This is a genomic window from Priestia sp. D3YE.R1, from assembly GCF_049199565.1.
GTDB lineage: Bacteria > Bacillota > Bacilli > Bacillales > Bacillaceae_H > Priestia > Priestia aryabhattai.
Genome location: NZ_JBLTHW010000003.1, coordinates 623,559 through 635,863, shown reverse-complemented (window position 1 = coordinate 635,863; position 12,305 = coordinate 623,559). Strand labels below are relative to the sequence as shown.

At 35.1% G+C, this 12,305-nt stretch carries 12 protein-coding genes; 6 read left to right on the top strand and 6 right to left on the bottom strand.

What is annotated here, in order from left to right; translation table 11 throughout:
* Window positions 1–174: 174 nt before the first annotated feature.
* On the top strand, window positions 175–969 hold the full coding sequence (locus ACOZIR_RS21560) for a formate/nitrite transporter family protein (RefSeq protein ID WP_310878813.1): 795 nt from the start codon (window positions 175–177) through the stop codon (window positions 967–969).
* Window positions 970–1,701: 732 nt separating this feature from the next.
* On the opposite strand, the gene ACOZIR_RS21555 is transcribed toward ACOZIR_RS21560, so the two are convergent.
* The 3 genes from ACOZIR_RS21555 to ACOZIR_RS21545 all read right to left on the bottom strand — a co-directional run bounded on the left by ACOZIR_RS21555 (window position 1,702) and on the right by ACOZIR_RS21545 (window position 3,927).
* On the bottom strand, window positions 1,702–2,376 hold the full coding sequence (locus ACOZIR_RS21555) for a hypothetical protein (protein ID WP_045294787.1): 675 nt from the start codon (window positions 2,374–2,376) through the stop codon (window positions 1,702–1,704).
* A 115-nt stretch (window positions 2,377–2,491) separates the two neighbouring features.
* A complete protein-coding gene (locus ACOZIR_RS21550) occupies window positions 2,492–2,797 on the bottom strand; it encodes a WXG100 family type VII secretion target (RefSeq protein WP_045294785.1) in 306 nt (101 codons plus the stop codon).
* Window positions 2,794–3,927: a lipase family protein gene (locus ACOZIR_RS21545; RefSeq protein ID WP_328119966.1), complete on the bottom strand. Its 1,134-nt coding sequence runs from the start codon at window positions 3,925–3,927 to the stop codon at window positions 2,794–2,796. The genes ACOZIR_RS21550 and ACOZIR_RS21545 overlap by 4 nt, the downstream gene beginning before the upstream one ends.
* Before the next feature lie 144 nt (window positions 3,928–4,071).
* On the opposite strand from ACOZIR_RS21545, the gene ACOZIR_RS21540 reads away from it, so the two are divergent.
* Window positions 4,072–4,299, top strand: coding sequence for a hypothetical protein (locus tag ACOZIR_RS21540; protein ID WP_045294782.1), 228 nt, complete (start codon window positions 4,072–4,074; stop codon window positions 4,297–4,299).
* 124 nt (window positions 4,300–4,423) lie between these two features.
* On the opposite strand, the gene ACOZIR_RS21535 is transcribed toward ACOZIR_RS21540, so the two are convergent.
* Window positions 4,424–5,053: a hypothetical protein gene (locus ACOZIR_RS21535; RefSeq protein ID WP_310878810.1), complete on the bottom strand. Its 630-nt coding sequence runs from the start codon at window positions 5,051–5,053 to the stop codon at window positions 4,424–4,426.
* A gap of 543 nt (window positions 5,054–5,596) precedes the next feature.
* A complete protein-coding gene (locus ACOZIR_RS21530; RefSeq protein WP_310878809.1) occupies window positions 5,597–6,340 on the bottom strand; it encodes a hypothetical protein in 744 nt (247 codons plus the stop codon).
* Window positions 6,341–6,915: 575 nt separating this feature from the next.
* Between ACOZIR_RS21530 and ACOZIR_RS21525 the strand changes: the two genes are divergently transcribed.
* Together ACOZIR_RS21525 and ACOZIR_RS21520 are read left to right on the top strand one after the other, a co-directional pair.
* Entirely contained in the window at window positions 6,916–8,121 is a 1,206-nt protein-coding gene (locus ACOZIR_RS21525) for a hypothetical protein (protein ID WP_045294776.1), read from the top strand.
* A gap of 274 nt (window positions 8,122–8,395) precedes the next feature.
* Window positions 8,396–8,707 carry a hypothetical protein gene (locus ACOZIR_RS21520; protein ID WP_045294774.1) on the top strand — a complete coding sequence of 104 codons (312 nt, stop codon included), beginning with the start codon at window positions 8,396–8,398 and terminating at the stop codon, window positions 8,705–8,707.
* Between the two features lie 60 nt (window positions 8,708–8,767).
* Here the strand turns inward: ACOZIR_RS21520 and ACOZIR_RS21515 are convergent, their stop codons facing one another.
* Complete coding sequence (locus tag ACOZIR_RS21515; protein ID WP_045294773.1) at window positions 8,768–9,289, bottom strand: hypothetical protein; 522 nt, start codon at window positions 9,287–9,289, stop codon at window positions 8,768–8,770.
* Window positions 9,290–9,522: 233 nt separating this feature from the next.
* Between ACOZIR_RS21515 and ACOZIR_RS21510 the strand changes: the two genes are divergently transcribed.
* Complete coding sequence (locus tag ACOZIR_RS21510) at window positions 9,523–10,926, top strand: glutamate decarboxylase (RefSeq protein ID WP_415383280.1); 1,404 nt, start codon at window positions 9,523–9,525, stop codon at window positions 10,924–10,926.
* Between the two features lie 219 nt (window positions 10,927–11,145).
* Window positions 11,146–12,153, top strand: a complete 1,008-nt coding sequence (locus ACOZIR_RS21505; protein WP_045294771.1) for a hypothetical protein — start codon at window positions 11,146–11,148, stop codon at window positions 12,151–12,153.
* Window positions 12,154–12,305 lie beyond the last annotated feature (152 nt).

The window sequence follows — 12,305 nt, the reverse complement described above, 5'->3', positions numbered from 1 at the left end:
CATAATTTAATTAAATGAGAGAGAAGTAGGATCTGCTTGTTTTTTATTTAGTTTTATTATAGATAATGATGACTGATATACTGTAAAGAAAGTGCAGGATTATTAGGCAGCATTCAAAAACCTTGTGTAAAAGGTGTTTTTGAGTGCTGCCTTTTTTAATTAAGGAGGAGTTTTATGGCATTTCACAAGCCGGATAAAATGTTAAACATCGCTTTAGAAGCGGGGGTTTCAAAGACGAAGTTATCCCTTTCTTCTATTCTTATGCTTGGGTTTTTAGGAGGCGCGTTTATTGCGCTTGGTTTTTTACTAGATGTGCGCGTCATTGGTAATTTACCAGCTGAATGGGGAAGTTTATCGAATCTTTTAGGAGGGGCCGTCTTTCCTGTAGGTCTTATGCTGGTCGTACTTGGGGGAGCAGAGCTCATTACGGGGAATATGATGTCTGTTTCCATTGCCCTGTATGCAAGAAAAATTTCGCTTCGTCACTTGCTTCATAACTGGTTTTGGGTCACGCTTGCTAACTTTTTAGGTGCCGTATTTGTTGCGTATTTCTTTGGACACATTGTCGGGTTAACAGAAACGGGTCCTTTTTTAGATAAAACGGTAGCAATTGCTCAAGCTAAAATTGATGAATCGTTTTTTAAAACGCTTATTTCTGCTGTGGGCTGTAACTGGCTTGTATGTTTAGCTATTTGGCTTTCATACGGCGCTGACGACGTTACGGGTAAAATTCTTGGTATTTGGTTTCCGATTATGGCTTTTGTTGCGATTGGCTTTCAGCACGTTGTAGCTAATATGTTTATTATTCCCGCTGCCATTTTTGCAGGTCACTTTACATGGATTGATTTTATGACAAATATTGTTCCTACCTTTATTGGAAATATGATAGGAGGAGCTGTATTTGTAGGTCTTATTTATTTTTCTTCTTATCAACGGAAACAAAAAGAACAATTAAAAAAAGCTTCTTAAGCGATTTTATCAGTTGTCATTAAAAAAAGCAGTCTCTTAGTAAAGAGGCTGCTTTTTTGATAGTGAAAGGTGAAAAAATGTACTTTTAACAATTTATGTATGATAACATATAAATCGATTAGAATATGGTACCATGAGCGTTTGAATCCACACTATTATTTTCATAATAATATTATGGTTAACTATATGTTGATCAATACATTCGCAATTGAATATCTAGTACTACTTACTGTTTTATTGATTATACTTGGTAGTATTTTAGTTGGTTTGACTAGTAACAGTCTAGGGGCGACAGGTAATAACATCATGCATTTAGCTGGAATTGGGTGCCTTATAGCAGCTATTTTTATAGCAAAAGGCAGAAAAGATACTAAACGCCGTACAAAAAGGGAATGCGATGTTTAATCACGCATTCTTTTTTGATGTGAGCAGTTTTAGGCCTTTGTCGTTATCAGTATGAACATTTTGAAACGGGTCTTGATGACAGTGGTACACCTATATCACATAGTATTCAGCACAATATTAATGTTTTTACAGCATTAAGTAATACACAACCTACTTTATATAAATGTATTAAAAAGTCAGACGTTGACAGTGGGGTAGCGCCAGTAAATTATTCCGGTAAGATCGTAACTGACTTATTAAAGTAGGATAGTTTCAATAAGTTTAAAAATGACTTAAAAAGTATCAACATATAAAGAAAAAGAGCAGACCTTTTGGTTTGCTCTTTTTTTACATTCCCCGATTTATGTTGCGATCAATGCCATTACGAGCTCTCACTATTTTCGAAAATGTCTTCATACATATAAAAGGAATTATTGTGATAGCTAAAAAATAATAAAGAGTATATAGGTATGCTGTTGATTTCGGTGTTATTTTGGACCACTCTTGAAAATCTTCAACACTCAGAGAATGAACTTCTGGCAAAAAATAAGGAAAAATACGTGAAATCAATGCTGCTGTTGCAATAGCAAAACAAAAATTAGCCAATTTACTTGCACCTTGCGAGAAAAATATTCCTATAAAGGTCACAGCAAAAGCCATATATATTGGTATCTGAAATTCGATAGAAAAATAGACACCGGCGCCAAAACCTAACAGTGAAAAATACACAATAGCGGCTATTAAAAGAAGAACAAGTGGAATAGTTAGTATGGCACAGCCGGATTTATCACTTTCATTGTTATTACTAGCAGAATAATTCTCTGCTTCAGCTTCATTCTCGTCTTCATCGTCGTATCCGCCTTTGGTATATTTTCCACTACTGTTTTTGGAATAGCCCCTATATTTAAGCTCTTCTTCAAGTTCATATTCATCAAAATCACCAGATGAATTAACATAATCATCTATATCATCAATTAAATCACCATCTGTCATTCCATCTAGTCTGTCTTCTCTCTTACTCACAAAAAACACCTCCCTCCAAATTCACATAAATTCTATATATTCCATATAAAGGTAATTTATCCTTCTTTTTTCATAACAAAAACCCTAGATAATCAAAAAATCTAGGGTTTAAGATCTAGTATTTAGGACCTTTAGGCAAATCTTCAAGCATCATTAAATGCTTTACCTTGGTCTTAGCATGTTTTACTTCTTTTTCTGCTTTCTCTACATCATCAATCTTTTTAGTAAAATCATCGAAATACTTTTCCATTTCTTGTTGAAAGGCATCTTTAGCATTACCAGATTCCCACGTAGTTAAATCTTCAGCTTTACTTTTAACAACTAGTTGCTTAGCACGTAATTTTCTAATGACCGTATCCAAGTAGGTGCTAAGACTTTCTAAGTCATTTAATTCTTTTTCATATTTTTCTAAATCGCTCATTTTAAGTGATCAGCCTCCACAAAAGATTCTGCAGCTGCATTAAGATTACTAACCATTCTAGCGGTATCTCGTGCAAACCAGCCGCCTACATGATGTACACGCTGAAGAACATCATTCAATACATCTTCAGTTGTTTGAATATCATCCAAAACGGAAGTTTTTTGTTTAAAGCTATTACAGATGCTTTCTACTTCCTCCACAAAAGATTCTAGTTCACTAGCAAGCTCTTTAAGGTCTACAGGAGTAACCTTAATAGTCCCGCTGTCTGCAGAAGCAAAGCGAGGGGAGGTAGCTAGGCTTTCTCCGGTTAAGACATTAGTTAGAGTTGGATTAGAAACATTCCCAAACTCGTCAAATTTATAATGTTGCATACCGTGATAACCGGAACCAGCAAGTGAACCCCATGCTCTAGAAACAGGATTATATCTGTTCTTTGAGTTTTCTAGTTCAAATGAAGACCCAATATAATAGGCAGAACCAATATAACGCTTGTACGGATTAATAGCACCAGAACTTATAGAATCTTTTGGATGTACATAGTTAATAACCTGCTTATCAAATCCGCCTTTTTCCGCTTTTTCCTTTAAGTCTTTGGGAAGCAACCCAATAACACTAGGTCCGTTAAATGTAACTGCATGCAAGTCATTTTTGGCAGCAGCGTAAGAAGCCATGGAACCCGCTAAAGAGTGTCCAGTTAATGATACCTTTGCTTTAGGATAGGCTTTCTGAACCTCCTGCGCTAATTCATCAGCTTGCCTAAACTGATTCTGTTTATAAAAATCAACGTGGAATTTACCTTTTTCAAGCTCAACATGCAAGTCTAGTTCCTTAACTGGTTTATTCCGAACAATATAATTAAAGTCTGTTATACCATCTTTAATACCTACGGTTACTGCATTCTTCGCGGAGTTCATTTCCGTCCCACGATAAGCAATAACAACCGTATCTTTATGTTTAGCTACCATTGCATCAAAACCCGTATCTGGATCATGTAACTTGAATTTTTTATTTTTATTTATAATTTCCCAAGTTTCTTCATGATCTTTATATGTGACAGTCCAGTCCTTAATAGGTTTGTTAGAATAAGCAATCGAACTTAATTCTTTGTATGTCTTATCTCTCACTTTCATATTTGAAACCCCTCTCGTTAATAGAGTATAATTCTATTATATAGGAATTTCCAAAAAATTGGAGAGATATGGATGTTGAAACTGAGAGTTATTGCTATTTTTCTATTGTTATTAGTGATAGTAGGATGCGAGAAGGAGGAACACATGGATAAAAAAGAGGTTGGAGAGCTCGCTTCTGAAGTAGCGGCTACGTATATGAAGGATGAAAAGAATATTAAGTTTGTTCCTAAAGATGTAGAATTTTTAGGTGGGGAAGATTTAAGTACAGTTATGGTTCATGGATATTCTGAAGAAAATGATAAGAAAGTAGAAATGTCTGTCACAGTAGATTACGGTGATGATTATCGAGTAACAGGATACGGACACAACTAAAAAGAGCCCCTATACAGACTTCTTTTCTGTACAGGGGCTCTGCCATGTGTGATGAGCGACAAGTAATAAATAAAAATCCTTGTGTTAATCTGTCACATACAAGTATAAACGAAAAAATTATATTTTATTCACTGTATCTTCCTAATAAAATATCATCATGAATGTGTTCCCAGCTTTGGTATCTAGTTGTGACTTTATTGAATTCAGGATCATTAAACATGATTTCAAAGTGTTCATGGAAATTGTCATCAGCTGTACAACCGCCACGTTCGCCAATATATACAACCAATGCATTAGGATTAACTTCGTGTAGCCGTTTGATTACCCGGTAAGCTGTATCGTCCATATATGGCCAACCCATTGTCACAACGTCAACTTCTTTGCCGTAACGTTCTACAGCTTCAATTGCGTCCATTTCTTCAACTCCTGTTAGTGTATCTATCCAGCTTCGATTCATCCAAGAGAAGTCATCAGTAGCAATAACATTTACACTTTTTTGTCGTAGGGCGTATGTCCACCATCCACGGCCAGCCATAACTTCAAGAACTTTTCTATCACCTAACCATTCCGCGAATGGATTTACCCATCTCCATGATACAAAAGCATACATGCCAGCTTGATTATAAGCATTTTTTAAATGGAGTTCTTTAAGTCCTCCATACATATCCTCTTCTCGAAAAAGATCGTCTAAAGACGGTGGAGTGTCTTTAAATCTTTTAAATCGATCTTCTATACTCGTAGCGTACTTAGGCATTTCGTCCAATATTTTTTCAGGAATCTTTATATCTGAAGCTACAATATCTCTAATGTCAGTTACATCTTTAAAAAGTCCAATTTTGTTAATTCCCCTCGTTGAAAACTTCATTACATTTATTATAACAAAATTTATTTTGCTCTGTTTTTTAATGATACTGCAGCCATGTTAAACCTCATGTAATTATTTATTAAATATTTATTATGCATGATAGAAGAGGAGAAGCCAACTTTTTTCATAATAAAACACCCTAGATAATTTAAATATCTAGGGTTTAAGGAGGGAAAACAAAAATCGTTTTTAGTCATTTTTTTTATCTAATCTGATATACATAAAAGCAAATAATAAAAGTAATGCAATACTAATAGGGAAAACAATATAGGAATCTGTTGTTTCACTTACACTAGATTTTAATGTGTAGTTATAAATGATATATGCAATTCCAATAATAGCTATTAATATTTGATATGTTCTTTTTTTACTAAACATATAAAACAAACCCCTTTTCTGATAAGCTACTCCAAGGGTATGTTAAAGATTTATTTAGAAGCAATTCTTAATAAATGTATCTATTCCTAGGAGTGCGTATAATGCGTCAAAAGCATCTGGTGTAGCTCTAGCTGTCTTTTTTAACGCTAGTTTCATAGCTGTTGTTTTAGAATACTTAGCAACTCTGCTACCAGGTTTTTTAATTCTTGAATAGTAATCGTAAGACTTAACAAGCTTGTTAGCGAATTTAGCTGTACCACCTGCAACTTTGATCGCTTTTTTAATTTTTAATACTTTAGCAATTGGAACAGCATTCTGTGCTATAGCATAACCTATTCCTTTAGCACAACCCCAAGCTGAGAAAGTAGTAAAAACCGGTTCTTCGTTAGTAAGCTTTTGTTTTTCTGATTCTAATGCAGCCACCAACTCTGAATCTTGTGTGTGTTCAATCATCCAATCTAATCTTTCGACAGTTTTATCTTCTGTTACTAGTTCATCGGGAACACTTTCAATTAAAGAAAAACCTTCTTCCATAGTAGCAAGCTCATCTTCTGTATAAACCTCGCTTTTGTCCATCTCGTCTTCATCTAGAAATTCAAGCTCGCCATTTGAAGCTTCTTCATCTATTAGTGCAAGTTCTTGATCCAACTCTTCATCTGTTAGGTTCTGACTTTCACTATCTACGTTCTCCGCTGCTTGTGTACCAATAGTTTTAAAGTTAAAAACAGATGTAAAAACTAATGATAAACTAGCAACCACTAAAACTCTCTTAAAAATAGAAAATACTTTGTTATCCAACCTTGTTACCTCCTGAATTTTACAACTATTACCCTCCGTTTACAATACTAACATTCCTTTTATGTAAAATAAACCCATAAAAATAGATTTTTTTACCAAATGTCACTCCGTTTGACATTAGTAGTGTCCTAGATTAAATAATTATTTTTCTAGAAAACTAGTGGTTAGAATTAGTAGGCATTTATTGAGATACTTCATTAAAAAAAGAACAACCGGGGATGGCTGCTCTTTTTTGATAAAACGAGGAATAGTAAAATGAGTGTTCGGTTTAACATTAAATAAAACCTTTTAAATTATATTAGTCAAACGTTAATTTCAGCTTTTAATTTTGGATATAAAAAGGCTACTCAGTTTAAAGTAACTCAGTAGCGAGAAATTGAGGCATTTTCCATCATACATAATAACTATAAATTATAACATCGTTAACAAATGCTAACAATTAAAATAAATTAATTGTTTAATATTACACCACAGGAGTAATTATTTGTTTTTTCTTATTTTTCACACATATATAGTCTTTTGACATGGTAAAATAGATATAGTTATTTCAAATATATAGAATAGGTAGGTGATTTATGGAAAGTAACAAGTTAGTAACAGTATTATTATCTGCTTCATTAGCACTATCGGCCTGTGGATCTGACTCCGAAAAAGAAGAAAGTAAGAATGATTCAGAAGAAACTACTTCTGCTGCAACAAGTGCCGCGGTACATAAAAAAGATACGTCTGATGAAAGTAAGGAAACTAAAACAATAGGAAATCTTCCAGATAAAGAACAGCAAGCATTGGATGGCGCTCTACTTATGTTTACTCATGCTAAAAATGAAAATTTTAATGCATTTAAAAATGACTTGAAATTGCACAGCAAATTTTCTCTTGAGACTACACAATCTGAACCAGCGGATAGTGAGTATAAGGACATAATGGCTAATTTCGCTGCTCTTAATTACGCTGATTTTAATCTAAAAGTAATCGATTGGGATAAATTATCTGATGCAACACAAATAGAAATTGGTGAAGATTACGGTGGAGATTCCATTTTAGTATCAGTAACAACCAAAGATAATACGCTATCTCAAGAAGATAAAGAAGGAATGGATATCGTACTGATAATGGATAAATACGATAATCAATATATGATGAAGGGATTTAAGGCAGCTGATATTATACAAGACGATATCAATAAACAAATGTATGCTGGTAATTCTACTACAGAAAAAAATGCTGAATCTGAAGAAGGCAATAATAGTAATGACAATAAAGAGCAAAATCAGAAACTTACTAGTGAACAACAGGAAGCTATTGATGTAGTAAAGAAAACCCTCAAAGATGCTGAAGATGGAAACCTCACAGCTTTTACCGAAGACATGTCTCATTACACCGAACTGCCTAGTAGTGAAATTCAAGAAGGTATACACATGTTTGGAGCAGTGGGTTATCTGAAAAATGATTATAGTTTTAGAATAATTGACTTTGAAGATTCTCCGGATAACTCAGAAGCTAGAGATAATTTGCTTAACCAGTACGGGAACCAATTCGTGCCTATTAGTGTAACTAATAATAAAGATACTGTCCCTGAAGAAGTATTAGTAGAAGATAATGAGAAAATATTTCAAAAAGTCTCAGCAGATTTATTAGTTCTTGTACAGGACTATGAGGGAGAATATAAAATAAGAGCTCTTATTCCGTTAGCAATGGAAGATAGTAATATAGCTGACGTTATGTATGCACATGATCCTAAAACATTACGTGAACTTAAAGAAGTATTAGCAAAACAGTAAAAAATTTTCAGTGAAAAAGTTACGGACAGATTGAAATTTTTCTGTCTGTTTTTATTTTTCTCTTTTTTTATTGAGATACAATGAAAAATTCACTATATTAGCGTTGTTTTTCCATCATCGTATATCCCTGACATCTGCGACCAATACGTAGGTGATTACTGAGTTATTTCCAAAGTTGAGCATTACGACTAATATACTATGATCATACCTTTACAATAAAATCCACATTATAGTATAGTTTACTTATATTTCTAAAAAAAGAGGTGATAGAAACGTGGATGCTACTGTTAAAACAACTAAAAGCGGGATAATAGGCGGGGTTCTTGGAGGAATTTCACTTTTATATGTCATTATTAATACTTTATTGATCCTTAACTTTTTCACAGGGCTTATTGCGGCCGAAAAGCTTCAAGGACTGCCTATTATCGCACCTATCTTTTTAGTTCCGCTCATGATTGTTCCTGCAATTATTGGTTTTTTTATAAAAAAAGACAAGCTCTGTCTATGGGCGATTATTTTAAATATCATCTTGTTTCTTGTACCAATTGGCTATCACGTCATCGGTACGCTAATATTTGGTCCTTAATTTTAAAAAACGAACAAACTTCAATATAAAGTTTGTTCGTTTTTTTATATCATATAATTGCTATTGAGCCGGAGCAGCAGATGTACTGCTGTTTTCGTCTTTCACCATCATCCTTACGCCTTGTACAACCGCAATTCCTTCCCACTTATCAAGATCAGGTTCAAGAAATTCTAAAGCAAACGTGTGGGGACGTAATGACAGAAAAGAAGAGAGTGTGCGGACTTGAATGACAGGAACACCGGAATGCAAAACGTCAAATTTACGATCTGTTATATTCCCCGTAATTTCATATGTATTGCCATCGTTTCTGATATAAAGGTACTTCTTTTTAAAAAAAGTGAATTTCCGCTGGATCATGCCAACTTCATTTCCGTGGCGATCTGAAATGATCAGCTTTGGCATAAGGGCAAACATTTTAGATTTACCTGTAAATACGATCTCTTCGTCCTTTAAAATCTCAAATTTATTAGCAATTGATAACTTATATGCGACATTTCCAACGACGTCTTGTGATTCATTATAAATAGGAGATTCACCTAATTCGAAAAACTTGTCTTGCAAGATAATCCCTTGTTTCTCCATCTTAAAACCTCCTTTAGAATATATTACCATATTTTTTACCCTTTGAGTCGTGCCAAGCATATTTTTATGAGTATCACTAAATAAAGGTCACCCTTATGTTATGAGGATAATGAAAAGAATGAAAATAGGTTTCAAAGCTCATAATGTGTAAAGGAGACCTGTTGTTATAACACCAGATGAACGTAAAGCAATTTGTTAGACAAAGTGCACTATACATAAGGAGATGATACTTTATGCCTCAATGGCACCCGCATCGTGAACAAAAAAATTTACCTGATGAATTTCCTGTTAATCCGCTTTTTTCTCGACAAGGAGAAGTGACGATTCCAAGGCTGCGTATTAGTGATCAAGGTATGCTTCCAGAAACAGCTTATCAAATCATTCATGACGAAATTGCTTTAGACGGAAATGCTCGCTTGAATTTAGCTACGTTTGTCACTACGTGGATGGAGCCTGATGCAAAGCGTTTGTACGGCGAATCTTTTGATAAGAATATGATTGACAAAGACGAGTATCCGCAAACAGCAGCTATTGAAGAGAGATGCGTACGTATTTTAGCGGACCTTTGGAATTCACCTAATCCTGATACAACGATGGGCGTTTCTACTACAGGTTCATCTGAAGCTTGTATGCTTGGCGGACTAGCGTTAAAAAGACGCTGGCAGAAACTGCGTAAAAGTAAAGGGCTATCAACAGACCGGCCGAACATTGTATTTAGTTCATCCGTTCAAGTGGTGTGGGAGAAGTTCGCAAACTATTGGGACGTAGAGCCTCGTTATGTGAACATTAATGCAGATCATCCTTATTTAGATCCAGAAGGCGTCATTAATGCGGTTGACGAAAATACAATTGGTGTCGTACCGATTCTTGGAGTGACGTATACGGGAGTTTACGAACCAATTGCTGCTATCGCAAAAGCATTAGATGAGTTACAGGAAAAAACAGGGTTAGATATTCCTATCCATGTAGATGCTGCCTCTGGAGGTTTTATCGCTCCATTTCTTCAACCGGACCTTATCTGGGATTTCCGCTTGCCGCGAGTAAAGTCCATTAACGTGTCAGGACACAAGTATGGTTTAGTTTACCCTGGTCTAGGATGGGTGATTTGGAGAGAAAAAGAAGACTTGCCTGAAGATCTTATTTTCCGCGTTTCTTATTTAGGAGGCAACATGCCAACTTTTGCGCTCAACTTCTCTAGACCAGGAGCACAAGTTCTTTTACAGTACTACAATTTCTTGCGTTTAGGGAAAGACGGCTATTATGCCGTGCAAAAAACTTCACAAGAAAACGCGCTGTTTCTCAGCAAAGAAATTGGAGAAATGGAAGTATTCGAAATTATCGCCGATGGTTCAGATATCCCCGTTCTTGCTTGGAAACTAAAAGAAGGATACACGCCAAACTGGACTCTTTATGACTTGTCTAGACAATTGCGCACGTATGGATGGCAAGCGCCTGCTTATCCACTCCCAGCAGATATGGAAGAAATAACAATCATGCGTATTGTCGTTAGAAATGGATTTTCAAGAGACCTTGCTCATTTATTTATGGTTAATTTTAAACAAGCTGTTGAATTTCTTAACTCGTTGGATAGACCTGTTCTTAAAGATACGAAATACGACAATGGATTTCATCATTAACATTTGCTAAGAAAACACAAAGCCGCGTTCTGAAAAAGGTACATGGCTTTGTGTTTTCTTATTTTATACGTAAAAAGAAAAATTTTCAAAAAATACCATAAATAAAACAAGAAAATATTCTTATATTTTCTTAATTTTGGTATAATAACCCCTAAGGTTTTATGGTTCTTTAGAATTATATAAAACCTAAAAAAAGATAAAAAAAGGGGATAATAGTCTATGAAAATGTTGAAAGTTGCTTTTGGTATTCCATTATTAGCTATATTGCTAGCAGCCTGTAGCGATGAGTCCAGTGAAACTGTATCGCAAAAAGAAGAGCCTACAGAGAAATCAACAGCGGTTCATACGAAAGAAAATAGCAACAAAACGGCTGTAAAAGAATCATCGCCGAATACATTGCAAACAAAAGCATCAACAATTAAAAAAGCAGTTAATTCTAAAGAAGCTGATCGCGATTACTTATTAAACGTAATGAATGGTTATCAATATATCCAAGTAGGTGACAATCAGTATATTTACTATGGCATTAATCAAGAGCAAAATGTTTTTTGTATGATGGAAGTTAATTTTGACGCGAGTGGTGATTATGTAGAAAACATCAATTTTGTTGATAATGCTTCAGAAGAACAAATTGCTTTGCTTCAAAACCAAATACAAGAACAACAAAAGCAATTATCAGACCTTGAACAGCAGCAAATGGAAAAGGAATTAGATGATTACTATGCGCAACTAGAAGAAGACCGACAAAAAGAAGAAGAAGCGCAGGCAAAGGCTGATGCAGAAGCTGAAGCGCAGGCAGAAGCAGATCGTAAAGCGGAGGAAGAACGTTTAGCAGAAGAAGAGAAGAAACAGCAGGAGGAAGAGGAAGCTCAGGCAAAAGCTGATGAGGAAGAAGAAGCGGATGATGACACCCAAGCAGAGCAAGAAATATTGGAGTCAGACACTCAAGCGGAAGATTCACAAGCAATTGCAGAGCAAGGTTTAGCGGAGCAAAGTGTATCTGAAGAACAAGCTGTTCAACTCGTCCGCGAAAAATTAGGAATACCGGAAAGTTCAGATACTATTGTTGAATTAGATGGGATTGGTTCGGACGGACAATATGTTATTCATGCCTATAATGTGGTTATTGATGATGAAGAAACTGGAGAAGGGCATACTGCAACAGTAGCTTGGTATACTGTAGACCCTATTGATGGTACTATGGTTGATCAGTTGGACTTAGAATGAAAGTATTCTCCAGAAGAAGGAGTCCTTTATTGAAGGGCTCCTTCTTTTTGCTAAAGATGCTTCGAATAATGTAAGTAAAGTTACGTATGTAACTGTTGTGAAACATTAAAGTTTTAGTAAGGAAAGAGCAGTCATTATTCGCATGATTGCTC